This is a genomic window from Paraburkholderia sp. RL17-337-BIB-A (genome assembly GCF_046025895.1).
Taxonomy (GTDB): domain Bacteria; phylum Pseudomonadota; class Gammaproteobacteria; order Burkholderiales; family Burkholderiaceae; genus Paraburkholderia; species Paraburkholderia fungorum_C.
This window is the reverse complement of sequence record NZ_JARESY010000002.1, coordinates 99312-124489: the sequence shown is the minus strand read 5'-3', so window position 1 is coordinate 124489 and position 25178 is coordinate 99312. Positions and strand designations below refer to the sequence as shown.

The following is a 25178-nucleotide window of genomic DNA, read 5'->3' as shown; positions in this document are numbered from 1 at the left end:
CGCCTCCATCACCGACAGGTTGTAGCCAAATTTGAATCTTTGGCGTCCGCATGACAATGCACTGCCCGGCACTGCACAAGCGGCGGCAAGGGATGTCGGAATAGTCTGGACGTCGGGCTATGCCCGTTGCACATCGTGCCAACACAGCGGACGTCCAATACCGGCATTAAGGGAAGAGGACCTGACGGTAACGATTGGTGCAATCCCCGCCGAGGCGGCTCTCCGCTCAAGCACATGTCAACTCAATCACTCCCTACGTTAGGCAATTTCATCGCCGTGACCTCGAATCTCACTCCGGCCTCAATCGGCACGCGGACATACTCGAATGTGCACCCACACTCGCAGGTCGCGACCCACCTATCGTTTAGCCTCGCGACCGAACTCACACGGTAATCAGGACCATGTGCTGCGCTCAGGTTGACGCATTTCGGCCAGGCCAAATCCCAGGACTGCTTCAGCATCGCATGCCGGAGCAGGAGATCCATATTTTCGCGCTTCACGTATGGACCACGGCTTCTACTCTTTATCCGTGCAACGCATCGAGCCCCGAACATGGTGGCGCATTTGTCAATATATGACTCTCCGTAATGAGCGAGATATCGTGCAGGAGCGACATTGGAACTGACGAACGTTCGCTGCGTCTCCCGCCCTGGGACCGCATATTCACAAAAGTAGCGAGATCCACCAACTCTGCCACAGTAAGCAGAGCGATTGCTCAGTATCCAATTCGTCAGTTTCGCAACTGCTACGATGTTGGTGCGCTGCGCATCGTTCACATCGAGTTCGAACCGCACGCCCGTTTCCTCTGCCGTCGCGATATCATAAAGAGCAGTCCCCTCCATGTCTTTGCGAGTCTGATATAGCGGGACCTGATGGATGTGGCAATACAATGCACCGGGAAGCTGGTGAGAACGCCGCCAGTAGGCGCGACGTCCGATCAGCCGGTCCTCCCGGAAACACTGACCGCAGAACCGCAACTCGCGTGGGATAAGCAGTGTCGGTCTAACGTTGTGTGACTGGATTTTTTCGTACGCCTCCGTCGAGTCAATGCCAACTCGAAGGGCGGAATAAAAGGGAAGCGTTGTATGTCGCATTGCTATCTCGAGGCCCGAGAGCCCGAGACTGCGGTGCGTCTCTTCGCTCCACCAGTCGAGAGTTTGCAGTCTCGGCAGACGTAGTCCACGCGCCATATCACGAGCCCCTCGAAAGTGGGAATAGAATTTCACACCCAACATCGAGATGTAACGAAAAATCAGTCCACTAAAAAGTTCGTCGTCGAACGGCATTGGCAAATAGATAGCCATGGCACTTATTTCCGGATTGAAAGAGATCAACTCATTTACGCACCATGACGTTTGACCACGAGGCAAGGGTCATCACTTGGAGCTCGTGGCTAACCCTCGGTGCGGGATTGAAAACGAAGAACCACAGATACACGCGGCCCTAACCCCTCGAGCATCTTGCGATATCCATTGAGCAAGTTGACCCTCACCGTGCGTAGCGAAGGCATTCACGCAGGGCTGCCAGCCCGGCCACTCGGCCCTTCGCAGTAAGCTATGGCAAAACGCCGTTATCAGAACATCAGTGAACGGTGCAAGTCCCCGTGCACGGCCGCATAGTCTCGCGGAAAGCCAGTCATTACCGGCAGACAGCCGCAGTCCTAGCTTCTCGAGTTGCCTGACACCAAACGCACTACAGAACGTGCGATGTAGCTCATCTCGGTCAATCGGGTCGCAAAGCGAGTAGAACTCTCCCAGCGCATGAGTCCAGCCTGCCGGCGACGCTGCAACCAGCAAAGGCCACTTGCCCTCTTGCGCCTGGCGAGACAGCGTCGAGACATCCTTCCAGATGGGTTCCGGCTTGCCCAGAAACGCCGGTGCGCGCGCGCTGTTCGCCAACTCCGGAGCAGGCCAACGAACCCACCAATGGTTGCCATATCTTAGTTCGTGAAGCCACTCGCCGTGCCTATCGCAGGCGAGCACGGCCGGTGCCTGATGCAGTAGCCGCCAGTAGAGCGGCTGCCCCTGCGCATAGTCGCTTTCGAAACAGCGGACGCAATATCGTAGCGCCCGGTTGCGTCCAATAGAGCGCGCCAGAAACGAGCGTTTATGCCCGAGACGGCCAACAACATGCGCCTCGAGCTCTTTTCCAGCCACCTCAGTACGAAATGCGCAGAGATAGGGAACAAGCGTCAAGTTCCGGGCAATCTTAATGCCACTCATGCCCCAACACGCTCTCGTCTCCTCCGCGAGATAGTTAAGATTTCGACCATATGCCGGATTAAGCGCATGCTTGTAGCCGAAAAGTCTTTGCACAAAACCCGGCCAATGCACGACATCCAGATCGCGGCCATACCGCCCAACGCAGCTGGTCAGGCTTTCGCCGTGCACTGGCTCGGGTAAATACACAGCCATCAGATCTCCATCTCGGATGCCGGGTGAGTACGCGAGTCGAATTCCTTTGCTTTCACCGCATGCTCGTTATCGGCGCTGACGTCGCTCCGTTTCTTCCGGATGCGGAAATTACCAACGCCGTCGACCTTTTTGGCGGACTTTTCATCCGGACAAGCATTTTCCGCCGGCGGCTTCGGTTGTGCCGATGATTCACTTGCCGCGTGATTGAGGTCCGATGCGCTCGAATCCTGACCATCCGCTACATTGCTTTCCCGCCCGACATCTTTTGACGCAAAAGGCTTGCGTCTTATTTCAAGGACGCGGCGAACGATCTCCTTCACGTCAGCTGCAGGCGTCTCCCGCTGAACCGTCGAGATGTTGCGCTCGGCGTCACCCTGTCCGATACCCAAACTCATCAACACAGCCAACGCGGAATAAAAGTGATTGATGTCATCCTGCTCCGCCCGGGCCTTGTGAAAAGCAGCACTGTCCTCGTCGGTAACCCAACGGTCGATTTCCGTCCTCAAAGTGTCGACGGCTGCATCGCCTATCATCGCGAGGGCCTTGTAGTCGCGACGTTCAAGCACCGAGATCAGTCCGCGAACCATCCCAAAGATCTCTTGCGTTGCCGCACGCACGAGATTGGCTGTCACCATTTTCTCGTTTTTGGTGATCCCCAGATATTGCACGCTCCACCACGCCAGAGTAATGAACGCCGGCACACCAGCGCTCGCCGTCATTAGCGCGTCGTAGACGCCCGATGTGTCTGTAAATCGGTGCGTCAGAAAATCCAAACGCGTAACCGATTGGAGAAACCAGTCACGGTCCCGGTATCCTTGCGCCTTCAGTCCTTTGTGGAATGGTTGAAGCGAAATCTCGTGCGCACCAATGCGACGCGCAAGCCGCATTTTTTTGGGACCCAGTAGTGCTGTCTCAGGTGTCCCAACACAAAGCAACGGACACGGTCGACCATTTAACATGTTCACCAGTTCATCGAGGAGGCGTCCCTCAGGTCCCTTGCTCAGAACGTTCTGGATTTCATCCAGAACGAGAATGGCGACCTTGTGGTATCGAAGGACCGTGGAAACTTTTCGTACGTAATCGGCCGCGTTGACGCGGCGCGAGCCCATCTCTTTTTCATAATACGTACCGAGCAGCGCATCAACGTCGGCGAGAATCGATCGACACAGGGCACCGACCGACGCGTTATGAGAACAATCTGAATACAGCCAGACAATCTGCGTGACGCGATAGGCCTTTCCCTTGAACTCCTCGTGCTCAATCACTCGAGGAAACTGGTTCAACGCCAGTTTTACAGCAGTTGATTTTCCAAGCCCCGATAAGCCAGTTACGATAACTGCAGGCGAGTGAGATCGTTCGGATGGTTCAATCGTTTCGATACCTCCCGCCTGCTGAGATTCATACCTCGCCTGGCGATCGCTTCGCACCTCGTCATCATGGAGCGGTTGATAGTGGGCCCGCATGTGTTGATGAATCCAGTCGAGCATTTTCAGATGTATCGGCTGGCTCACAACATTGCGGAAAATCCGCGAAAGTGCCATCAGGCGGATTTCCGTGGGCCAGTTCCTGAATGCATCGTCGTGTGCCACTGAATACAGGTTGCTGATGGCCGCCGCGACTTCAAGGCGCCTGTGATACGGCGGCAACGCGAGGATCAACGGGTTTTCACGATATTCGGGCGGCTCCAGAGCGGGATCGTGATACACCGCCTTTACACGGTAACGGGAAGCGTCCCCTGGAATCAGCTCGACATCCCGTTTTTTAACCTTAACTGCACCCACCTTGGTGTGAGCGCCTTCTTTGTGCTCCAGACCAATTTGCTGCCGCAGCTCTGCTTTCGCCTCGACTTCATCTTCCAGCACTGCATCATCCATAGACATCTCCAAAAAAATAATCTTGGTTCACGCGCACGTATCGCCCGTTGAGTGAGCGAGACGTACGCGTGAGCACAGACTAATGAGAAGAACATTGAATAAAAATAGGCGACCATTCGCCTTTACACGGTTCCGCGTGACGGCAAACTGAGCATCAGGTCAGCAGGCCCGTGGCTTCGATGGTCCACCCCAAAAGCTTGCGGGACTACACGACTTCTGGCGCATTGCCATACATCGCATCGCGCAATGGATCGTCAAACTCCTCTATTGCATCCGGCTCCGGGCGCGGTTGCTCCTCCTTATTTGTCATGTCGGCGTGAGTGATACCCTTACTTATCGCTTTTGCTGCGCGGCGGCTGCGAACGGCTTCAGCGTCGATTCGGCGTTGTTTCGCCCGCTCTGTTTTCATGTCGGATGCGTCAGGGTGATCCATACCAGCCTCTTGCAGTTGCTTGCGTTGCTCTTCACCCGCGAGTTCATTGTCCATCTGAGTGTTCTGCATCAACAGGTAACGTTTCGCCTGCTCCGCAAGCTTTTTGGCACGTCGGTTCGCGCGATCCTTAGAGCGCAACTCCTCCCACTCGGCAAGCGATACACCAAACAACTGATGTACATTGCGATTCGCATCGAGGAGACACGTCTGGCGATATCCATAAACAAACACCGAAATTTCACCGAGATTTGCCGGATCGAATTGAACTTCGACAGACTGGCTGCGACGCGCACCCTTACCATGTTCGGAACGTCGAAATTCCTCCAGCAATATCCTGCACTGATACCAGATCCCTTTAAACAGAACGCCATCGCGATACAAACGCCCTCGGGCTTTTGGCCACACAGCCATTCGTATCTCTTCAGGCGTTGCAGTTTGCAAAGTCCCGGATCCACTCGCAATGCCGTAGTTCCAACGATTCAAGGGCGTGTTTGCGTCGTGGTTGTTGACCATGTCCCACACAGGGGGCTGGTCACCTGATACCGGCGTGCGGTGGTACACATGTATCGCGCGCAGCAGCATCAATTCGACCTCTGCGCACGTATAGCGCGCATCCCACGCATAGCGCCGCCCAGTCCGCGTATTGAAATCGCGTTCGACCACACCATAAGCTGCGGTCTGATACGCACGCGGCACAATTCCGAACCGGCGCTCTGCCAGCCCACGCCATCGAGGCTTACGCGGCGGTGCATTGCTCATTCCAACACCGATCGTTTGTGCCAAACCCGTCCACGGTTCGGTGGAGCAAAATTCCGCGCCTCGGTCCGCGACGAACTCAAACGGTAGATGACAGACAGGCCAGTCCTCGTCTTTGATATCGAACCCCAGCTCCGTGCAATACTCACTTTTGTTCGTTACGGTATTCACCACCGCCATCGCGCAAGCTTCTCGCGACGGGTGCTCCAGACCAAGATACAGGCCGACAATCATCCCCGAATAAAGGTCTACGATCAGGTATAACGTGGGTCGCCCCAAGACCTTCTTTCGGTCCAATGGCGACACGACGTATACGTCCAATACGGTCGAATCAACCAGAAACTGCTGCCCTGGCCCCTGCACGTGTTGCCTGGCACGGCCTGGCGCCGGCAGCGGTCGAAGCTGCTTTTCGCCGGGGTGCCGCTTTCGACGACGTACAAAATCTGGTCGGGACTTCTGCCACATCCATTGGACTTGACGTGTCGTTACGACGCCCGTCTTTCGCAGTACTAGATGTACCAGATGACCGTCATCCCAAACTTCGACATCACGGCGCAGTTGGTAATTGATTGAGTCCGTAAGATCCTGCAGGCTTGGCTTACTACGTTTTCCGCGCGCCGGCCGGTGGTCCATCGATGGTGTGCGTGCGCGTGCCGCGCGAGCAGGATTTACTGCTAATAGGCCGCGCTCATCGCGCGCCCGCTTGCGTATTCGCCGGCCCAACGCTCGTGCTTCTGGCGGCAGTGCCCAGACTCCCTCTCTCCAGGTTGCGTAGATATCGAGGTGCTGCTCAATAAGACGCTCGAGTTCGCCCGATGGCACCGCAAAAGTATGAGAGGTATCACCAGGAGGAGGCCCTGGCCGCCCCTCGTATTTCCGCGTTATACGCTCACTTAGGATAGGCCCCTCGCTCACCTCCCCCGCTGTGTACAGCACATTGGTACGAAGATGACCACAGTTCGCATACTGCCCGACGACAGCAAGACGATTCATCCCGCGCTGCAGGTATCGGCGCAGGAGTTTGTACAGCAGGCCAACAGAATTCCCCGTCTGCGCCGCGTGTTCCCTTAAAAAACGAGCCCGCGTAGCAGAGTCGACCAGCCATCGCAGGCGCCAGTTTCCGTCATCATCAAAGCCCTCAACGAGTGGCCCGATCGCCCTCCAGTTGTCTGCCGATTTTTGTTCCTGACCCGGTGTCCCTCGACTAGCCATCGATGAGAGCGCGAACGGATCGTGACCGTACTTAACAAAGCGGCGGTCTGGCTTTGCGGGGTCAAGCAATCGCAGGAACTCCTGGCTATCGAATTTCAGGAGATCCAATCGCTCGCCGAGAATGTGGCACAGGTACGTGTGCGTCTGGCCGAAACCTGTGAACACAATCCGATAAATCTTGTTGCTGCCGGTGTCCTGATAAAGCTCGCGAAGAGCTATTGTCGGAACGGCCCGGACCTCAATAGCCATACGCATCTCCTTTGAGGCAAACCCGCCCGCCGGCGAAGCCAACTGGAAGGTTTGCCGCAGTTAGTTGCTTAAACTGTTCCCACTCTGACTGTATCGAAGGCCCCAACCTTCTGATCTGTGACCGCGAAAGGAGCGACAGAGAGTAGATCTGTGACATTCATGCTGGTCCAGATCTTCCTGGTCGCGAGCAGGGAACGATAAGCTGCAACCGCCGCACCCGGTTCCAACCTCTCCTCTTGGGTTAAATGTCGGCACACGTCGCGCACCGTGGGTGCGCCATTCGGGCGCCTCAGTCGTCGGAGGACGCGCGTCTGCACGTGCAATTGTTCGTCACTGAATCCGCTCCGATAGAAAGCATCGGCCGCCGGATACAGGTAGAAAAAATTTCGCGCCCAGTTTGTGTTGAGCCCATGACTGAGTACGAGCGCAAAGGCCGACCCTCGTTCATAGTGGTAACGGGCCTCGATTTCACACAGTCGTTGGAAGCGTTCCTGTGTGATGTCAAAATCGTTCGGCTTTACGTTGATTGCCTCCGTTTTCACGCTACCCGCGTTGTCGCGCGTCACAACAAGGTCGGTTGAAATAGTCCAAGTCCGCCCTCGGCGGTCGCGAGGATGGTTCATTCCGCATTCGACAGCGATTCGTTTTGTATCCTCCGGCTCACAATCGACCTGCGTCGCAATGTGCCGAACATCCGCCTGGAAGAAACAATACAACCAGGTCGCGAGCTCGCAATCGGAAGCGAGATACACGAGTTCACGGCCAAATCGCGCCGCTGGAATTCGGTGCACGCGGCCGCTCGATGGACCGAGTCGTATGCTCACGCCTGGTTGCGACGGATCCTGAGTCAAGGTTCCATGCGCCCTACCAATTGATTTCTTTTCTGCTCCAAGCTCCTATAGCAATTCACTCGTCAAAAAATCGCGGACGGCTCCTCGAGACCCGGAAACGCATCTGCCGAACAATCGCACGCGAAGTTGCGGCCTACAATCCAGCACGCTGAGGTAACTCCGGCCGGTACTCAAAACGCCAGAAGTCTGGCCTTGTGCCTTTCGGCCTGCACAGCGCCCATGTCCACACCTCAGCTATATTCGTATTCCAAAGCACGCACTTGCTCATCGTCGACGGTCTGATCGTCCGACAAACGAGAACTCCAGGTGGGTGCACCCTGACAATGCGTGGTGTCTTCGCATTGCACGGAGTCGGCTGCATAATCAACTTCTTCGCCTTGCCGCTCGTCATTCATCCGACGGTCAACCATAAACCCATCGGCAACGGATTCCTGCCCCTGTACGGCCGTCAGATCGTGCGGTCGGAAAGAGTCGGCATCGTCCATCAGTGCGCCGTGGATGCAGTCGACTGCATCGTGCCCGAGGGTTCGCACGGTTTCCATTACCTCGTCGATGGAATGCACGCCGAGAACGTGAACGTGCACAAAAGCGGCGTACGGCGTGCGGGCGATGGCATTGTTTAAGTCGCACGCCATCTCGTCCTCCACCTCAATAGATACGCCCTCCACAAACACGCTGACGACGATGCGGCACTCGCCCGCCAGGGCGTCCAGAGGGAGGCCTTCGATAGCCGCACGCAAACCACTTCCTGCGAGCCTCCGAGTGAGAAAAGCGATAACGTGACACCATGCAAACACATGGTCACATAAGTGCGGCCTGTCGTCCTGCTCCTGCCCGGGGAAGCGCGACGACGTCGTATAGAGCAGGTCGGCTGTCGATACGCGGCGAACGCCCGGGGCTGGACTGTCGACGAGCGGCATTCGCGCTCCCAGCATCCTGGACCCATTTATGCTGTAAGGTAAAAGTGCCTTCTGAGGCAAGTAAACACCTTCCGCGTCAATGTGGATTGACGCGTACCGACTTAATGCACGCCGGGCCTTCCGCATAAGCGCACGGCATCGGGCCTCAGGCAGTGTAAATTTTGAAGCCTGCTGCAGTTGCAGACCGACCTCTCGCAGCGCGCTACGGATGTCCGGGACTTCTTGTATGGACCTACGTCCCTCTTCGCCACCGGCAGTCGCGACAACAGAAATCGCAGTGTCGTCACAGCGACGGTTTACGATATCTGCGAGCCACGCTGCGTCCTCCCGGAAAAACCGCCTCAGCATTTTCGGGTTGGCGTGTTCGTCTTCAACCGAATTCGCGCCCGTGGCGGGTAGCCGCAACGACGCCCCACTGAGCTGAACGGTTCCAAGGTCTACGTCGCGTCGTTGGAGCGAGACGCAATGTGGCCATGCGCCCGAATCGCCAGCCTCTGGCACGCGACGACAACCCGCTGGAAGCCACCATGATTGGCCATCAATCATCTCGAAGGTCGCCAGGCTGCAATCCGGGCTCTCGTAACCACCGATCACAATCGTTGTCGGAACCTCGCGAGAGAAGCGGGTTACGAGATTCCAGTCACATCCGGGCGTTGCGATCTGAATCGCCGGAAGCCTCCCAACAGTAATCTGCTCCCCAAATTCAGTGCGATCCTGCATTCGATACTTCATATGTACTCCTATGCATATTGTGTGATGGTTGCCGTGCGATTACGGCGGCCCCCATCGCTATGATCCTGATGACAAGCCGGTCTCACGAACGGACAACGAGTACAGACAGCGCCTGCCCATTCACAACGTGGCGATGCTAAATAGCGTTCGCGCCACCGATTGCTGTCGGGCGCATCCGATTTCTTGCAAGAATCGGATCCATGCTGTGCGGCATCGGCCGGGCGAGCTCGCTACACAAACTCTTCGACCTTGAATTTATCCTACACCCCGTTTTCCGGAAAACCGCGTTTTTCGGGGCAAAATATTTTTCTGCCCCGCCTGGCAAGGGTTTGCGATTCATTTAGTTGCATGCGCAACTAGTGTCATAACATCGTTTACCCGAATTTGGTTCTGCTGTCGTCCCGAAGTCCGACAACCTTCGGAAATTAGGCCAAGTGCATTACGAAAGGGGATCAGGAGAGAGGCTGTCGCGCCGGACGCGCCAGCCTCCAGCTCCGACGCGCTGCTCCTCTTTAGTCGGAACCGTGGAAGCAGTCACGGGGCTCGAACTTTGTCCACAGAAACACCTCCCACCTCATGTCCTCCCTTTGTGTAATCGAAGCATAGCCGCCAGGCCTTGTGTAGGTTGCCGCGTCGCCCGCAATGTCAGTGCGCACGAGGCGCTCAATCGTCTCCCGACAGAATCCCCGGTAGTCGTGGTTGTGCCCGTCGAGGTACGAGTATACGATTTCAGCGTAGGCATTCAGTTTGAGAGTCGATCCCTGCGCAAAATGATGCAGGGTACTCACCGCCATTTCCGGCCAATGGTTGTTGCCAAAGCGATCCTTGATCACGGCTCGAGCGAGTCGGAGGCCGTCGGATTCCAGGTATCTTCCAAACGTCATCAACAGATTGGTACGCACCGACTCGTTGTGAAACAACCGAGCTGCTGCCTCAAGACTCGCCATCAGTGCATCTGGGTTTCGAACCCCACGCCGTCGATTGACGCGACTGGCTGTGTGTGTGCTCGTAAGGGCACAATCGCCGTGATCCAGGACCGGGTCCACGCTTTGCGCGGCGCTTTCTCCATCGTGATCGGCGGTTGTGGCCAGCAATAGTAACGAGACATTGCCGAGCTCAATCCGAGAGATATCGCGTGCGACTGCCTCGTGCGAGAGCGTATGCTGGATACCGAAAACGGGAAGGATAACCTGCTGCGGGAGCGTCCAATAGTGCGCAATCATTGCTCGGAGAATCGGGCAAATCTCGCGCCGCGCAGTGTTGCCGGTATCCCGAATCTCATATGGTGTCACGACTCGGACGTTATCGACATGTCGATAGTGCGCCTCGAGCAACTGTACGAGCAGTCGGGCGAATCTATGAGGAATTCGAGAGACAAGTGCCAGCGCCGACGCGTTGTGGAACGCGCAGTGGAGAATCGCGAGAAACGCCGCTGCGATATCGATCGCATCCTGCTCGCGCCTCTCTCCTGGCGGCTCAGCTGCGGACCCATCGCGAATCGGTGGTGGTGGTCTTCTGTTGACCTGCTGGGTCTGGGTTCGGCCCCTTTCGGTGGGCAGATTGTCTACATAAGTTGTGATCGTCATGGTGATCAGCTCGCATCAGGCAGCATCGCGATTGGGTGCGATACTGCTCATAAGGTTGGGTGTTGATCCGGCGACTCGTAGAGAAAGGCGGATCACGCTTTTGGGTACTGCGCCCGCCTCTGGATCTGCTGCGCCGTATTCGATATCGCGCTGTAATCCAGAGAGCTTCGTGGCAAAAAAAGCATAGGTAAACTCGTTTGGAAATTCCATAAAACGGTGACACGTTTTTAAGATTGTGTCCGCCATCCCGAATTCCGGACAACTCGGCATAAAATTGAAATTTTTACACTAACTGAGTTAAAGGAGCAATTCCGAAGTGAATGGATGGACGGCTACGGCATCCTCGGATCCGTAACGTATTTGACGGACGGTTCGTTGGCGTGAATTTGCAAACGTGCGATCTGTCGGATTGTCCACCCTCCTTATAAGATGGCCTCGCGCCTGTTATCAATCCCCGCCAAACCTTTGCTACGTCGCCCCTCCCCGGTTCGCGGTCGCAAATTGATAACTGATTTCCATTGCGTCTCCGGGATATTTATTTATCCAATAGTCGCGACAAGGCTAAACAACGGACTTACAGTTGCTCCGCAGATAGAGGGGTTATTCTCACTTTTCCTTAACGACAGACGGGAAAATAGATGCGACGCGTCTTCGTCGTGTGATGGAGTCATTGTCTCCAAAACAATTGGTAAATATTTATAGCTTTTCTATCGAATAGTTGGCTTTATGTATCCGTAAGGAGTTAGTTTTTTAATTCGTCACCGAATTATCAATTATGCGGTTAAGTCAATATCTCGATATGACCTCTCCACACTCGCCGCTCGCGCCTTGGAGGCATAGCGCGCGGCAGTAGCGAACAGTGACGGGACCCTGCGCCGTAGTTCCCTTGGCTGTGCCTGAAACACGCTGGACATTAGGGTCGCTGGCTTCGTGTGAGGACGCCCGCCCTATGCTGGAACGTCCAGCGACGCGAAGATGGGCAACTCGAATTGCAAAGCCTACGGCGCATGAGACCGTCGAGCTCCACCAATCGCGACGCGCCAGCGGTCTTGTCAATAATTGATAAGCCACCCGCCACGTACGGCCTGCTGGCCCCTTCTCGCTGCTACGGTCAGAGTTGCAAACTCGTTGGCTATCGCAACAGTGGCGGGGAACACTGTATCGATGCCCCGGCGACGATGCCCAATCCGGCATCGACCGCCTCCGGCCAGTTGAAAATTTCGTGACTTTTTGCCAATCCATAAGCAGGCCTACACAATTATCAATTGTAGCCCGCTGTGCGCCGAAACCTCGCGCCCTTCGCTTTTTTGGCGAGTCACCGGCAACGCCTGACTTCGCGTGTCGTCCCGATTAGCTTCCACGTTGGCGACCTCGAATCTGGTCTTGATCGAGCACAAGTGCAGCGAAAAATGTACGCGGTCGGGTGGGCGGCAGACGACGAAGGGGGGTGCAAATCGTCCGAAAATGGCGGTTTTGGACAGGGTCTTTTCACCTGTCCACTGCGGCGCAACCATCACCGATGCTCTTCGCAAGGGTTGCCCTGCCTCCAGGCAGGGCAACCTATTCTGATAGTCGAAACCTTCCACTGTTGTTCGGCCCCAACATGTGACCACTATGATGTGGCACTATTTTTTGAAGAGAGCCGGCCGTCCCATAGGGTAGGTTGTTCCATACGCGGTGCCCCATGCTACGATAAGTGACGACCAACTCAAGGCTGGTGATCGAGCATGGATGCGCGCAAGGTAGCCGAAGCTGGAGCGGAGGATGCCAGCAATGACATCATTCTTAGCGGTCTGCGAATTCTGGAGCTGTATGGGCCAGGCACCACCGCGCTTACCGCCCAAGAGATTGCAGAGCTTGCCGGCCTGCCGCTAGGACGAACGCGCCGGCTTGTCGACACATTGACCCGGTTCCGGTATATCACGCGGTTGCCCGACTCAGGTCGATACTGGCCACAACCCATTGTGCGCGCGATGCGCCAGGCCTTCGAACGGTCGACGAGCGGGGTACTGGAGCGGCTACTGATTTTGGCGCCGGACATTTTTCAGCAGGCATTCTCCACTGTGGGTAACGTTGCCTTGAGCATTGATGTGCGGGACGGACTGAGAATCTCCAGCATCAAGACCTGGGCGACTTCGCTGCAGCGGCGAAGTCACGACGGTGGCGGGCAGGCCATTCCGCTCCATCAATGTCCGGCTGGTCTGGCCTGGGTCTGGGCAGAAAAATTCGAGGCTCAGGTTGATTTGCTCAAGCAGATTAACCTCATCGGGACCAAAACTGAGATCGCCGGAATGTTCGATGCGTTCGCCCAACTCACGCGTGAAGGGATCTATACACGGCAACCCGTTGACCAGCCCAACGAATGGCACTTCGCGATTCCCGTCAAATTGGCTGATTCAGTCGTGGCAGTGATTTCTTGTCGCGCGAACCTTAACGAGAAGGCGCCTGGTCTGGCAGAAATCCGCGAGGCCTTGCGGGGTGCGGCCGCTACCATCACTCATGCGCTCTAACCTCACCGGTGAGCCAGGCGCCTAGGCCGAGCTCACCCGCGAGCTTTTTGGTCGCCATCGTCAGAAGCGGCCCGAACTCGAAGTTCATACGATCAACGACAAATTCGGTTTCCGGACCCGCAAGGTGAAAGGCGTAGCACTCGTCACATTCGTGCACCACGAGCACCGTCGTGACACTGTTCACCGTAGGGTAACCGCGACCTATCGCCGAATAAAAACCCTTTTGTCTAATCTGGTCTTTCGCATCGTTTACACGGGCAAAAACCTCAGCGACGCGCCAGTTTTCGACTTTGGCATCCTGCGCGAGGATGCTGCCCATCTGGGTTTCGGTCAAATTTGCGAGAACGGCTATACCTGCGTCTGACGTTGAAACCGCCAGCATTTCGTCGATAGGCGATGCCGCGACCAGGTTGATTTTCGGCGTCAAAGCTTCAAGGAGCCGCATGGTAGCCCCCTCAAGCCGATATACACGCAAAACCGCCTTCGCTGGTTCGACGACGTCCTGGAAGCAGTGGCGCACAAGGACCATCAAATGAGTCGTCAACATGCTGTAGGAGCCGAACTTCCGCACGTTGAGCCCAAGGCGAAATCTGGTTGCCTGCGCCGACTGCTCCAGATAGCCCGTGCGGCTCAACCGCGACGTCAGTCGCGCAACGGTGGATCGCGGCAACCCCGTGAGGGAGGCGAGTTCCGAATTCGACAGCCATTGATTCTCGGGCACGAATGCTTCGAGAATGACCAGCACGCGGCCGAACACTCGTACCTCAGCCGCAATTACGTCTTCATCAACCACCGCGCTGTCGCTCATTCCACCAACCCCGAGTCTACCAACTCCGAATCCAGATTTGCCCAACCCCTGCGTCGCCCAGTCGGGTCATCGCTTTAGATTATGGTAGCACCGGCCAGGCAGAGTTTCACTCGAAGTGCAGGCATTTCTGTGCACCTCGGGAATCACAGAGCAATTGAGATATGAGAGTCGGACGTAATGCAGGAATGAGGGCGAACGCACTCTTCAAATCGAAGAACATCATTTTGATCTGCTTGCAGAATCGCGAGCGACGCGGGCCCGATCAGTGTGTCCAAAAGCCTCGATTTCGGTGCAACAGATCGACCGGGACTCCAGCTTCGCTGATGCCGCTTCCTACGAATTTCATATGCGACCGTAGCCACAAGATGCTGTCATTTTTGACTAGTACAAACACCTTGAGACGCCCTTGAAATAGCTCCCGGGAGATCGGATTAATCAGCACGACGTCCTTTAGCAAAGGTCGACGGATGGGTCGGAACCGTCAAGAAAAGAAAAGCAACGATCTTTTCAATTCCAGCCCCTGTTCGCATTCTCGTCGAATAGGCAAGGCGACTTATTGCGGGTTTGAGTTTGCAATGCGTGCCGCTCACAGAGCTTTGACAACAACGCGTGCTGACTAGGGGCATCCACGCTGAATGCCTGCCTACTGCGTCCGTTTGTTAAAACACGCAGCCCCCGCCATCAGAGATGAGCAAGCATGCGAATAACCAACTCCCACGCACCCTCCTCTCTGCCAAGAACTACAGGCTCCAGACTACGCGATGGCAAACCTGGAATAGTGAGTGTCGAAGCTACCACCGTATCGTTGACGCGATGCGTGTCCAGCCTCGCCACCACTTTTCCGAACTCGAGGGACTTTGTCGGAAAGCATTCAACAACGATTGTCATGAGTGCGCCCACGCTACGGTTCGCCGCGCGAAGCTCCCCTTGCAAAAGTCGCTCAAGGAGCATCCGCATCGATAGCAGACAGATCGTGGTTTCATCACGCTCAGCATCCTTTTCGAGAGTGTATTCCGACGAACCATGCGCTGCCCAACTGAAAGACTGTAACGGACCGTGCCCCTCGAATTCGCCTTCGTAAGCAACCGCTTGCCAAAAGACAGATTTTGGACTTTCCATTTACCGTTCCCGTTATGAGCTGACTTATTGCTGGGTTTTGCTGAGGCATGAACTACGAGACGCAATTTGCTCGTTGGCATCATCAAGCCCGGTTGCAGCCGGCGATTTCGACGAACACTGCGATCAGCTAAACAATGCATACAGCTAAAGCTTGATAACAAATTCCGGTTCGAATCTGCGACGCGCCGCGTACGATTCCCAAGGCAGCCCGCGCGCATTGCATATCACCCTGGCTCGGCCAATTGTGTAGTCGAGCGTGTCCGGTATAAGACCATGAATCCAGACGTCGGCTTTAGCCACGAGATCGTCGAGCTCCGAAGCAAGCGCTGCGCACTCCTCCCGGTTTCGTAGCGCTAGAGGAATTGACTTGATACTTGGTGCATGATGGGTGACGACGACTGTTGCCCCATCGAAGGTCTTGGCGAGTTGCCGCGCGAGCCACGCGCGTGAGCTAGCATGCTCTTTCGCTGCATGCTCAGCACCAAAGGATTTCCTGCCATATCGGATTAGGCGATGGTCGATTGAGCACCTATTAGCCGCACTGATTACGCGTTCGGGACGTCGTGATCCCAGACAATAGTCGGTCCAGAGGCAACATCCGAGGAAACGCGCGTGGTCCTGCTCGAATGCTGTGCGCTCAAGGTAACGCATAGACGTGCCGGCAGTACGTGCAAACAACACTTTGCGCGCCGCCCCAATATCTGCGCCATGTAGTTCGATGCAACCATTCACAAAGACTACCGGTAGGCCACAGTCTCTATACATATTTATCGCGGCGTCGCTCAGATGAATGTTTCCCGCGAGTATTAACATATCGGCTTCTTTCGATATCGGTAGTAGACGTGACGTCGCCAACCCGGCGCCTGAAAATTGATGGTGCAAATCTGATGCTATCTGCAGACGCATGACCTCCCTCCCACAATGTCATCAGGAATGTGAAGAATCTGGTTAAGAAAGCAATCGCACACCTGCACTTTCACTTCATAAAACCTCGACCAGACTTCGGAAGTGCGAGTTGATTGAGAGGGGTATGACAAGGATTGGCCAAAAGCCACCCCTCTGCCAATAAGGCGCAAATTTCGATCGAGGGGTTTCCTCTGCCCGATGTTGCTTGCAGTGCACCCCCCAGCGGTTGCCTTTCACCGGGCCCTGCGATCAGATCTCTGGAAGACGCCAGCCGATGACGCCGGCTGACGCTCTGCTTCTGGAACCGGGTTCCTCCAATCTGGACAAAGTTCTGGAGTGACATCCCTCCATCCGGGAACTCGCATTTCACGTGCTAGCCCGTTCCAGACATGCTCTGCGTCCGGGCTGTAACCACCGGCACCGGATAGGACACAGGATTGGCCATTTGTTATCTTTGCTACGCGTGTGCGCGCATCAAGCTCAGCGATCGGGGCGCTGACCCAGCCGTGTCCACGCTCGGCATCAAGTCCGACAAGGAATTGTTCGCCGCTTGCGGTTTGCCGAATGGACCAGAATTCCAGCCTCGCATCGAGTCCTCCGCGCGGAGGTTCGACTCTAAATGCACCCACAGTGACCTCCGTTAAATGAGTCGGCTTTCGTGGTTGAAAGCTGGCCTCATTCAGGCCAGACGATTCCCCACCCCGTCGCGGTGCCGCAACCTTGCGGAAGACTGAATGCGAGTGGGCGAAACCAGCCCGCTGCCTCTGCTACCGCCGACGGATCATTCAGACCCTGTATCAGGTCGAGAGTCCGTCACGTCGTTCCTCTCATACGCCCCCTCCGCCAGGCTGATCCCGTTGGCTGTCGGCTCCAGTTCCGCGCCAGTCCAATCCTATACGTTAATTAGTCGTTATAAGTAGGTTATCCATCAGAGGTAAACTAGTCGCTATAAGTAGGTGTGTCAAGAACCCGATTCGCGGCTTACCGGCAGTTGGAGGCCACAGGCGTTTCGTAGGAGTAAGCGGCTCGCCTAGTTATTCAGCAGAGGGACTGGACTCAAACAATCGTTATCCGGAATCTGAGTCGAGGGAGATTCCCCGCGTGGATCTTTCCTGCAAGCACTCCGAGTGCCCGAGCTTTCATATTCGACGACCGAGTGGCCTTATCAAATAATTTTTCCGTCGTCGTTAGTTCAGCGTCCCTTCGACGGTTGAAAAGTCTTTGCTAAAGCTTCACTCGCTTCGAGGCAAAACCAGTCTCAAGGCATACTCGACCACACCCTAAAATCGCAGCTTCCCGGCTTTCAGAAACATCATTGATAACAACTTTTATAAGTAGGTAGACGAAAATTCCGGGATCGTTAATGCTTCGGGTATATGACCCAGAACCGAGAAAACGCTCGCGATCTCTTCGCTTCCCGCCTCTTGGCTCTCCGCACGGCAAGTAAATTGGCTGCCATAGAATTAGCGGCGATGGCCGGGCTCAGAAACGGGACAGTGGGCAACATTGAACGCACAGCTGCGAATGTCGAACTACGGACAGTCGTTGCGCTGTCTCGCGCGCTGGAAGTCGAGCCCGTGACCTTTTTCACGCAGAGGCGCGTTCCGTTGATGTTCGAGCTGACCGATGAGCAGGCGTTTGAATGGTTTCGGCAGAACGTAAAGAACGTACGGCTAGCCACAAACGTCTCACAGGTCACGTTGGCAACTGCTGCCGTCCTCCATCGTGATTACGTTTGGAGACTTGAAAAAGACGGGACAAACGTGACCCTCGATGCTGCGGAGCGACTCGCCATTGCTCTGGGCGTCCCCATCAAAAGACTTTTCGAGTTCCCACCACCTCCATCAAACCGCTCGGGCTTGCCTTTACCGCGTAGTCGTCGAAAGTAGGTGTTGCGTCGGGGGTCGGGTAGATTGCACGATCGCGCCATGTTCCGGTTTAGGCAACCGCCGAAAGGATATTTTATTGAATTGAAAGGTCGGGTGTAAGCTGCAATGCGTCCATGTTGAGCAGCGGGCGATCTCCAGACATGCTGACCTTTCATGCAGGCGACAATCGCGGCATGAAGGTCAGCAAATTCAATTAACCACACGCAACGGTCGACCGACCGCATTCGCTACGCGGGAGGCACCCAATGTCGCAGGGCACCAAACTCTAAGCGCCGTGTGGCGGCCCTTCAAGCTTCGCGTCTGGACCATAAGCCCGGACCATTTCGCTGACCTGCAAACAGTGCCAATTGATACGTGCTCGTTAAACCCTTAGCGACTGGGGAAGTCACAACTTATGTTATGGACTCCTGTACTTGATTTTGTCTGGTTTGCTGATTTTCGCGATTGTGCGATGCACCATTTCTGCTGGGCTTACCGATCGCAAACGCTTGCTGGAAGGGCATCCGGGAAAGCCATTCCACATTACGGAAAGACAATTGCAACGACTAATGTTTAAGTCGGGCCGTCCACTGCGATCACGACTTCAATGAAACACGACACGACGGATCGGCACGCAACACGTCTTGTCCGAAATTCGAAAGCCTTTGTCTTCACGCCTTTGTACCGGTCACCTAGACTTCGCTCATCGGCTGCACGACGCAGCACACGAACCGACAGGAGTGACACGCAATGAAAGCGATTCAGTTCAAGACTTTTGGCAAGCCCGAGACGCTGGACTACGTCGATCTGCCGACGCCCCAAGCCGACGCTCAGACCGCCGTCGTACAGGTCAAGGCGGCCTCGGTGAATCCAAGCGACGTCAAGAACGTGTCCGGCCATTTCGAACACACCGTCCTGCCACGCACACCTGGCCGCGACTTCAGCGGTATCGTGGTGGACGGCCCGCAGGCATGGCTCGGCGCCGAGGTGTGGGGCACCGGCGGCGACATCGGCTTCACCCGCGACGGCACGCACGCCGAGTTCATCAAGATTCCTCTCGCCGGTCTGTCACGCAAGCCGGCCTCGCTCAGCCATGCGGAGGCCTCCGCGATCGGCGTGAATTTCGTGGTCGCCTGGCTCGGCACGGTCGAGTACGCCCACTTGCAAGGCGGCGAGACGATTGCCGTGATCGGCGCGGGCGGTGGCGTCGGCGGCGCGGTCGTGCAGATCGCGAAAGCACGGGGCGCTCGCGTGATCGCAATCGATCGTCATCCGCTTTCCGCCGATACGCCCGCAGGCCGACTGCTCGACGAATACATCCCGTTCGACGAAAACGTCACCGAGCGCCTGAAGGCGCTGACCCGCGGCGCCGGCGCGGACGTGGTGTACGACAGCGTCGGCGGCGTGGCGTTCGAGACCGCATTGAGTCTCGTCAAGCATCGCGGCCGGGTGCTGGAAATCAGCGCCACCGGCAAGCGCCGCGTGGAATTCGACCTGATCGATTTCTATCACAACGAAACGCAATTGCTCGGCGTGGACAGCGCCAAGCTGGGCGTCGCCGAATCGGCGCCCTTGATGACAGCGCTGGTGGAAGGCTTCGAAAGCAACAAGCTGCAAGGGCCGGCCATCGCGCAGGCATTCCCGCTCGAACGTGCCCGCGAGGCCTACGAGGCGGTAGCCAACGGCACGCGCGGCCGGGTCGTCATCACGATGTAATTGCCGATGCGACCGGCGGGCGTGGCGGCCCGCATTTCAGATGGGTACAACGAACATGAAAGCGTATTTGATCTCGCTCGTGGCCGGCGTCGTGGTCGGTTTGATCTACAGCGTGATGCAGGTGAAATCGCCCGCGCCACCGACAGTCGCACTGGTCGGCTTGCTCGGCATGCTGGCCGGCGAGCACGCGATCCCCTTCGTACGGACATGGCTGGCCGCCGGCATTCATTGACGCGCCATTGACGTCCTCATTGACCTTCCTCGCGCCGATACCTTTTCCATCACCGGGCACCTCACGCTAAGATTGAGGCCGCCGGGCCGGCGCGCCGCGCTTGCGGCGTCGCCCGCGCATGTGCCATCGCCATGCGCGCCGCCCGGGGACCACACGAATAGCCTGGCTCGGAGAATCGGATGTCTGAAGAATATGAAGTGCATGGTCCACACGACCATGCGGTTGAACACGCCGGCCACCACGACGCGGACCCGTTTGCGAGCCGCATGGCCGTGATGACGGCGATCCTCGCGACGATCGGCGCATTGTGCGCATACCAGAGCGGCAACAGCGAAAATCTGGCGCTGTACTACAAGAACGAAGCCGCCATCAAAAAGACTGAAGCGTCGAATCAATGGAACTACTACCAGGCGAAGGGCGAGAAACAGAATCTCGCTGAACTCGGCGCGGCGCTGTCGCTCGGCAATGCCGACGCGCACGCGAAGTTTGCCGCCGATGTCGACAAATACAGGCAGCAGAAAGAGCCGATCCGCGCGAACGCTGAAGCGATCGAAAAGGAAGTCGTGGATAACGACGCCAGGAGTGAAACGCTACTGCACGGTCATCATCGCTGGGCGCAGGCCACGACCTTGATTCAGGTGGCGATCGCCCTGAGCGCGATCACGTTGCTGACTCGCAAGAATTGGCTGCGCAATCTGTCGTTCGGTGTGGCGGCTGCGGGTGTGATCACTGCGGCCGTGGCATTCTTTTCGGCTTGATTGTGCGAGCGGCGCGGATTGCGTCGGCGTATCGGCGCTGCAAAGCGTGGATCGATCGCGTGTGCGGCGGGCTGATCGTCGCGTTGGGCGTGCGCCGGCTGATCCGATAGGCCGCTTGCCTCTCGAACACCTCAACCTCAAATCAGCCCTAAAGCCCTCCGCGCGCCATTTTGCCCTGGGTCAAAGACGCGCGGATCGGATGCTCAGTAGTCCAATTTCATGACATAAACAAAGGGCGCCGCGATCTTGCATCGCGTGTCCGCGCCGCAGTATTCGGCGCAACCCGTCATGGAGGACTTACCGTGAATACATCCCCTAACGCTGCAGACGACCTGTTCATCAAACTCGAGTCTGGCCGCGTGGCCTATGCCGTATCGGGGCATGGCGCGCCGACCGTTGTGCTCGAAACCGGACTGGGCGCGGAGAGCGCCGAATGGCAAACGATCCAGTCCGCGCTTGCTGTGCATTGCAGGGTGTTCCGTTACGACCGGCTGGGGCGGGGTGCGAGCGAGCCCCCTTCGACGGTGCGCCACGCCGGCCATCTGGTCGACGAACTGCACACCCTGCTGCACGCAACCGCGACGTCGCCGCCTTACCTCATGGTCGGTCATTCGTTTGGCGGACTGCTGGCGCGTGGGTTCGCCCAGCGGTACCGCGACGAAGTCTGCGGGCTCGTGCTGGTGGAATCCATGCATTCGCGACAGTTCGACGTATTCGGCAACGCGTTTCCTCCCCCAAGCAGATCCGATACGCCTGAACAGGCAAGCATGCGGACGTTCTGGACAGGTGGGTGGCGCATGCCCGACGCGACACCCGAACGCCTTGATCTGCCCGTCAGTCTCGACAAGTATCGCGAGATCGCGCCGCTCGGTAACCTTCCGGTGACAGTGATTACTGCGGGCGCTTACTCGAATTCCCGATTCTTTCCAGCGACGACGCGGGCTGCGCTGCAGTCGCAGTGGGAAGACCTGCAGCGGGAACTGCTGCAACTGTCGACGCACGCGCATCAGAATATGGCCCCGGCGAGCCAGCACTTCGTGCAGCGCGACGATCCGGACATCGTGATCAACGCAGTGCTTGCCATGGTGGAAGAGATTCGATTGCCTGGCTAGGCACAACGGCAGTCATAGCGCGTCGAGCCGCTTTTAGGCTCGGGCGCGACGCCCCACAACCGTCAATGCGCGAGGCCGCGCACGCGTTCAAGCAGCAGTTCGCGCTCGCGCGCGTTACGTGTCATGCCGGCAGCGCGTTCAAATTCTGCCCGCGCCTCTTCCATGCGGCCGAGTTTTTCCAGCAGATCGCCGCGCACGCTCGGCAACCAGTGATAGTTCGCGAGCGCCGCATCGGCCGCGAGCCCATCGACGATTTCCAGACCGGCCGCCGGCCCGAATGCCATGCCGACCGCCACCGCCCGGTTCAACTCGACCACGGGTGAAGGCGCCACCTGCGCCAGCGCGTCATACAACGCGACGATCTGCGTCCAGTCGGTCTCATCGGCGCGGCGGGCGCGGGCATGACACGCGGCCAGCGCCGCCTGCAACGCATACGGCCCGCTTGCGCCGCCCAACGCGTGCGCGGTGCCGAGCGCGGTCAGCCCACGGCGGATCAAGAGCGGGTCCCAGCGGCTGCGGTCCTGGTCGAGCAGCAGCACCGGCCTGCCCTCGGCATCGGTGCGCGCGTGCGTGCGCGACGCCTGGATTTCCATCAACGCGACGAGGCCATGCACTTCGCTTTCGTCCGGCACGAGCCCGCTCAGCACGCGCCCCAGCCGCAGCGCTTCCTCGCACAACGCCGGACGCATCCAGTCGTCGCCGCCGGTGGCCGAATAGCCTTCGTTGAAAATCAGATAGATCACCTGCAGTACCGACGCAAGCCGCGGCGCACGCGCGTCCGCTTGCGGCACCTCGAACGGCACCTTGGCCGCCGACAGCGTGCGCTTGGCCCGCACGATGCGCTGCGCGATGGTGGGCTCGGGCACGAGAAACGCACGCGCGATTTCGTCCGTGGTGAGGCCGCCGAGCAGGCGCAGCGTCAGCGCGACGCGGGCGTCGGTCGACAACACCGGGTGGCAGGCCGTGAACACCAACCGCAGCAGGTCGTCGCCGATATCGTCGGCGCGCGCGGCATCGAGGGAATCGACGAAATCCGGCACGAGATGCGCCTCCAATGCGTCGAGATCGTGGCCCAGCTCTTCGCGCTTGCGGGCATGCAGCGCTTCCTGGCGCAAGCGGTCGAGGGCGCGGTTCTTTGCGGTCGCCATCAGCCACGCACCGGGATTGTCGGGTACGCCTGCGTCAGGCCAATGTTCGAGCGCCGCTACCAGCGCGTCCTGCGCCAGCTCTTCGGCGAGCCCCACGTCACGCACCATCCGCGCGACGTGGGCGATGACCTTGGCCGATTCGATCCGCCAGACGGCCTCGATGGCACGATGGGTGGCCGGCTTTGTCACGGGATCAGCCCGCTGCCTTGGCGTTCGGGTCCATGTAGATCAGCTCCCAGATGTGTCCGTCAATATCCTCGAAGCCGTGCCCGTACATGAAGCCGTAGTCCTGCGGCGCGCGCGGCACCGTGCCGCCGGCGGCGAGCGCCTTCGCGACCAGCGCGTCCACCTCGCCCCGGCTTTCGCACGACAAGCCCACCAACGCCTCAGTGCTTTCCTTTGGATTGCAAAGCGATTTGCGCGTGAAGGACTTGAACAGGTCCTTGACCAGCAGCATCGCGTAGAGGTTCTCGCCGAGGATCAGACACGCGGCCTGCTCGTTGGTGAATTGCGCCTCGAAGCCGAAACCGATCGCGCTGAAAAATGCCTTCGACTGTTCGAGATTGTCGACGGCGAGATTGACGTAGATCTGCTTGTGCATGATGGAATCCGTCGAAATCAATGTTTGGCCGCGTTCAGTTCACGGAAGCGGTCCACTTGAGGGCTGGGTTCGAAGTCCTCGAGTTCATACAGTTGCCGCACCTCGATTTCGCCGTCGGCCTGCTCGCCAAACGGCGCAGGGAATCGCCGCGCCCATTCCATGGCTTCCTCGCGGGAGCGAACCTGAATCAGCGTGTAGCCGGCGATCAGTTCCTTGGTTTCCGCGAACGGACCATCGATCACCGTACGCTTGCCGCCGCTGTAGTGGATGCGCCAGCCCTTGGCACTTGGTTGCAGACCGGTTGCGTCGAGCAGCACGCCGGCCTTGGCGAGTTCTTCGTGGTACGTGCCCATCGCGGCCATCAGGGCTTCGTCAGGCGGGCCGCCGGCTTCGCTGACGGCTGTCGCCTTCACTATGATCATGAATCGCATCGCAATCGCTCCGTGGGTAGTGGTAAGTGAAGAGCCTGCCAGCTCCTTATTCACACGACGAGCGATGCGCAACCGGATCGACATATTTGTCGCCGGCTAGGGAAAACCCCAGCAAACAGCCGCGAATAGCCGAGCCGCTTACATGAAGCAAGGTCCGAGTTTGCGGACTTCGACAGTGCACCACGAGGCTGCTGGGCAAGCCTGCGCAATCGCCACCGCTTCTTCACGGGTTTCGCAATCGAGCAGAAAGAACCCGCCGATCATTTCCTTGGCTTCGGCGAACGGCCCATCGAGCAGTTTCGGCTGACCGTCGCGCACCTGCACGCGCACGGCGTCGCTGGAGGAGGTCAGCGATTCGACGGCCAGCAGTTTGCCGCGCTCCTTGAGGTCGGCGGCAAAACGCACCATCTGGTCATAGACTTCGCGCCCCGCCTGCTCGCCGCGTTCGATGCGTTGCTTCGGGGGTTCGACGATCAGCAGCATGTAAGACATGGCGTCTCCGATTGATCGCGCCGTGGACGTGAACGCCAGCCAGGCGAACGACGGCAAAAACGCGCTTACAGTTGGATTGCGAAAGAGCTTGCGAAAGGCAGTCTAGCAAGCGCGGGGGACTCCAGCAAACCCGCTTTAGCGCCCGGCGCAAGCGAACCGCAGGCCTACGGACACTCGTAATACAGACGCGGCATGGGGATTGCTCCCCCGTTTATATCGATAAACATCCGAGGTGACATCATGCGGAATCGATCTGATCTGGGCGTCATTGCAGTGGTATTGGTGCTGCTGACTTTGACGGCTGGCTGCACCTTGGGCGGCGCGGCGGCGGGCGGCGTGATCGGCAACGAGGCAACCAATCACAGCACGGTCGGCACGGTCGGCGGCGCGGTAGCCGGCGGGGTGATCGGCCACGAGCTGGGCAAGTAATCGGCAGAAGAGTGAAAGCCT

Annotated in this window: 21 protein-coding genes and 1 pseudogene; 8 read left to right on the top strand and 14 right to left on the bottom strand. The window is 57.7% G+C overall.

The features are described from left to right. Positions 1-242: 242 nt before the first annotated feature. The 8 genes from P0D84_RS21560 to P0D84_RS21525 form a co-directional block, all read right to left on the bottom strand. A complete protein-coding gene (locus tag P0D84_RS21560; RefSeq protein WP_408345894.1) occupies positions 243-1286 on the bottom strand; it encodes a TniQ family protein in 1044 nt (347 codons plus the stop codon). 90 nt (positions 1287-1376) lie between these two features. Beyond that, positions 1377-2414 carry a TniQ family protein gene (locus P0D84_RS21555; protein WP_408340197.1) on the bottom strand — a complete coding sequence of 346 codons (1038 nt, stop codon included), beginning with the start codon at positions 2412-2414 and terminating at the stop codon, positions 1377-1379. After that, complete coding sequence (locus tag P0D84_RS21550; RefSeq protein ID WP_408340195.1) at positions 2414-4288, bottom strand: ATP-binding protein; 1875 nt, start codon at positions 4286-4288, stop codon at positions 2414-2416. The genes P0D84_RS21555 and P0D84_RS21550 overlap by 1 nt, the downstream gene beginning before the upstream one ends. A 205-nt stretch (positions 4289-4493) precedes the next feature. After that, a complete protein-coding gene (locus P0D84_RS21545; RefSeq protein ID WP_408340192.1) occupies positions 4494-6938 on the bottom strand; it encodes a TnsB C-terminal domain-containing protein in 2445 nt (814 codons plus the stop codon). A 68-nt stretch (positions 6939-7006) separates the two neighbouring features. Then, the gene (locus tag P0D84_RS21540) at positions 7007-7690 is read right to left on the bottom strand and encodes a TnsA endonuclease C-terminal domain-containing protein (RefSeq protein ID WP_408340190.1); all 684 of its coding nucleotides are present in this window, start codon (positions 7688-7690) and stop codon (positions 7007-7009) included. A 329-nt stretch (positions 7691-8019) separates the two neighbouring features. Further along, positions 8020-8709, bottom strand: coding sequence for a hypothetical protein (locus tag P0D84_RS21535; RefSeq protein WP_408340188.1), 690 nt, complete (start codon positions 8707-8709; stop codon positions 8020-8022). A gap of 1244 nt (positions 8710-9953) precedes the next feature. Further along, positions 9954-11027 carry a hypothetical protein gene (locus P0D84_RS21530; RefSeq protein ID WP_120306369.1) on the bottom strand — a complete coding sequence of 358 codons (1074 nt, stop codon included), beginning with the start codon at positions 11025-11027 and terminating at the stop codon, positions 9954-9956. Between the two features lie 15 nt (positions 11028-11042). After that, complete coding sequence (locus P0D84_RS21525; protein WP_133748208.1) at positions 11043-11273, bottom strand: hypothetical protein; 231 nt, start codon at positions 11271-11273, stop codon at positions 11043-11045. A 1481-nt stretch (positions 11274-12754) separates the two neighbouring features. Between P0D84_RS21525 and P0D84_RS21520 the strand changes: the two genes are divergently transcribed. Then, the gene (locus P0D84_RS21520) at positions 12755-13537 is read left to right on the top strand and encodes a helix-turn-helix domain-containing protein (RefSeq protein ID WP_408340185.1); all 783 of its coding nucleotides are present in this window, start codon (positions 12755-12757) and stop codon (positions 13535-13537) included. Here P0D84_RS21520 and P0D84_RS21515 read toward each other — a convergent pair. Together P0D84_RS21515 and P0D84_RS21510 are read right to left on the bottom strand one after the other, a co-directional pair. Then, positions 13521-14345 (bottom strand): helix-turn-helix domain-containing protein, encoded by an 825-nt coding sequence (locus P0D84_RS21515; protein WP_120306367.1) that lies wholly within the window; start codon positions 14343-14345, stop codon positions 13521-13523. The genes P0D84_RS21520 and P0D84_RS21515 overlap by 17 nt on opposite strands. Positions 14346-15026: 681 nt before the next feature. Continuing rightward, positions 15027-15464 (bottom strand): hypothetical protein, encoded by a 438-nt coding sequence (locus P0D84_RS21510; RefSeq protein ID WP_408340183.1) that lies wholly within the window; start codon positions 15462-15464, stop codon positions 15027-15029. A 2282-nt stretch (positions 15465-17746) separates the two neighbouring features. On the opposite strand from P0D84_RS21510, the gene P0D84_RS21505 reads away from it, so the two are divergent. The 6 genes and pseudogenes from P0D84_RS21505 to P0D84_RS21480 all read left to right on the top strand — a co-directional run bounded on the left by P0D84_RS21505 (position 17747) and on the right by P0D84_RS21480 (position 22056). Next, positions 17747-18259 carry a helix-turn-helix domain-containing protein gene (locus P0D84_RS21505; protein ID WP_408340181.1) on the top strand — a complete coding sequence of 171 codons (513 nt, stop codon included), beginning with the start codon at positions 17747-17749 and terminating at the stop codon, positions 18257-18259. Positions 18260-18988: 729 nt separating this feature from the next. After that, positions 18989-19954: a quinone oxidoreductase family protein gene (locus P0D84_RS21500; RefSeq protein ID WP_408340179.1), complete on the top strand. Its 966-nt coding sequence runs from the start codon at positions 18989-18991 to the stop codon at positions 19952-19954. Positions 19955-19994: 40 nt separating this feature from the next. Further along, positions 19995-20186, top strand: a complete 192-nt coding sequence (locus P0D84_RS21495; protein WP_408340177.1) for a DUF1427 family protein — start codon at positions 19995-19997, stop codon at positions 20184-20186. A gap of 179 nt (positions 20187-20365) precedes the next feature. Next, on the top strand, positions 20366-20944 hold the full coding sequence (locus P0D84_RS21490) for a DUF4337 domain-containing protein (RefSeq protein ID WP_408340175.1): 579 nt from the start codon (positions 20366-20368) through the stop codon (positions 20942-20944). Between the two features lie 11 nt (positions 20945-20955). Further along, a pseudogene (locus tag P0D84_RS21485) lies at positions 20956-21054 on the top strand (LysE family translocator); the annotation flags it as partial. Between the two features lie 192 nt (positions 21055-21246). Next, positions 21247-22056, top strand: a complete 810-nt coding sequence (locus tag P0D84_RS21480; RefSeq protein ID WP_408340173.1) for an alpha/beta fold hydrolase — start codon at positions 21247-21249, stop codon at positions 22054-22056. A 62-nt stretch (positions 22057-22118) separates the two neighbouring features. Here the strand turns inward: P0D84_RS21480 and P0D84_RS21475 are convergent, their stop codons facing one another. The 4 genes from P0D84_RS21475 to P0D84_RS21460 all read right to left on the bottom strand — a co-directional run bounded on the left by P0D84_RS21475 (position 22119) and on the right by P0D84_RS21460 (position 24728). Further along, complete coding sequence (locus tag P0D84_RS21475) at positions 22119-23393, bottom strand: RNA polymerase sigma factor (protein ID WP_408340171.1); 1275 nt, start codon at positions 23391-23393, stop codon at positions 22119-22121. A gap of 4 nt (positions 23394-23397) precedes the next feature. Next, positions 23398-23805, bottom strand: a complete 408-nt coding sequence (locus tag P0D84_RS21470; protein ID WP_408340169.1) for a VOC family protein — start codon at positions 23803-23805, stop codon at positions 23398-23400. Positions 23806-23822: 17 nt separating this feature from the next. Continuing rightward, a complete protein-coding gene (locus P0D84_RS21465; protein ID WP_408345891.1) occupies positions 23823-24236 on the bottom strand; it encodes a YciI family protein in 414 nt (137 codons plus the stop codon). A gap of 138 nt (positions 24237-24374) precedes the next feature. Then, positions 24375-24728 carry a YciI family protein gene (locus P0D84_RS21460; protein WP_408340167.1) on the bottom strand — a complete coding sequence of 118 codons (354 nt, stop codon included), beginning with the start codon at positions 24726-24728 and terminating at the stop codon, positions 24375-24377. Between the two features lie 240 nt (positions 24729-24968). Here P0D84_RS21460 and P0D84_RS21455 point away from each other — a divergent pair, with 240 nt between their 5' ends. Beyond that, positions 24969-25157, top strand: a complete 189-nt coding sequence (locus P0D84_RS21455; RefSeq protein ID WP_408340165.1) for a glycine zipper 2TM domain-containing protein — start codon at positions 24969-24971, stop codon at positions 25155-25157. Positions 25158-25178: the final 21 nt, after the last annotated feature.

Coding starts and splice junctions, on each gene's coding strand:
- P0D84_RS21550 (WP_408340195.1), bottom strand. CDS start 4,288: ATGGATGATGCAGTGCTGGAAGATGAAGTCGAGGCGAAAGCAGAGCTG.
- P0D84_RS21530 (WP_120306369.1), bottom strand. CDS start 11,027: ATGACGATCACAACTTATGTAGACAATCTGCCCACCGAAAGGGGCCGA.
- P0D84_RS21535 (WP_408340188.1), bottom strand. CDS start 8,709: ATGCCGCTCGTCGACAGTCCAGCCCCGGGCGTTCGCCGCGTATCGACA.
- P0D84_RS21525 (WP_133748208.1), bottom strand. CDS start 11,273: ATGGCGGACACAATCTTAAAAACGTGTCACCGTTTTATGGAATTTCCA.
- P0D84_RS21470 (WP_408340169.1), bottom strand. CDS start 23,805: ATGCACAAGCAGATCTACGTCAATCTCGCCGTCGACAATCTCGAACAG.
- P0D84_RS21495 (WP_408340177.1), top strand. CDS start 19,995: ATGGGTACAACGAACATGAAAGCGTATTTGATCTCGCTCGTGGCCGGC.
- P0D84_RS21510 (WP_408340183.1), bottom strand. CDS start 15,464: ATGGAAAGTCCAAAATCTGTCTTTTGGCAAGCGGTTGCTTACGAAGGC.
- P0D84_RS21545 (WP_408340192.1), bottom strand. CDS start 6,938: ATGGCTATTGAGGTCCGGGCCGTTCCGACAATAGCTCTTCGCGAGCTT.
- P0D84_RS21490 (WP_408340175.1), top strand. CDS start 20,366: ATGTCTGAAGAATATGAAGTGCATGGTCCACACGACCATGCGGTTGAA.
- P0D84_RS21505 (WP_408340181.1), top strand. CDS start 17,747: ATGACCCAGAACCGAGAAAACGCTCGCGATCTCTTCGCTTCCCGCCTC.
- P0D84_RS21460 (WP_408340167.1), bottom strand. CDS start 24,728: ATGTCTTACATGCTGCTGATCGTCGAACCCCCGAAGCAACGCATCGAA.
- P0D84_RS21500 (WP_408340179.1), top strand. CDS start 18,989: ATGAAAGCGATTCAGTTCAAGACTTTTGGCAAGCCCGAGACGCTGGAC.
- P0D84_RS21515 (WP_120306367.1), bottom strand. CDS start 14,345: ATGAGCGACAGCGCGGTGGTTGATGAAGACGTAATTGCGGCTGAGGTA.
- P0D84_RS21520 (WP_408340185.1), top strand. CDS start 12,755: ATGGATGCGCGCAAGGTAGCCGAAGCTGGAGCGGAGGATGCCAGCAAT.
- P0D84_RS21555 (WP_408340197.1), bottom strand. CDS start 2,414: ATGGCTGTGTATTTACCCGAGCCAGTGCACGGCGAAAGCCTGACCAGC.
- P0D84_RS21455 (WP_408340165.1), top strand. CDS start 24,969: ATGCGGAATCGATCTGATCTGGGCGTCATTGCAGTGGTATTGGTGCTG.
- P0D84_RS21465 (WP_408345891.1), bottom strand. CDS start 24,236: ATGCGATTCATGATCATAGTGAAGGCGACAGCCGTCAGCGAAGCCGGC.
- P0D84_RS21560 (WP_408345894.1), bottom strand. CDS start 1,286: ATGCCGTTCGACGACGAACTTTTTAGTGGACTGATTTTTCGTTACATC.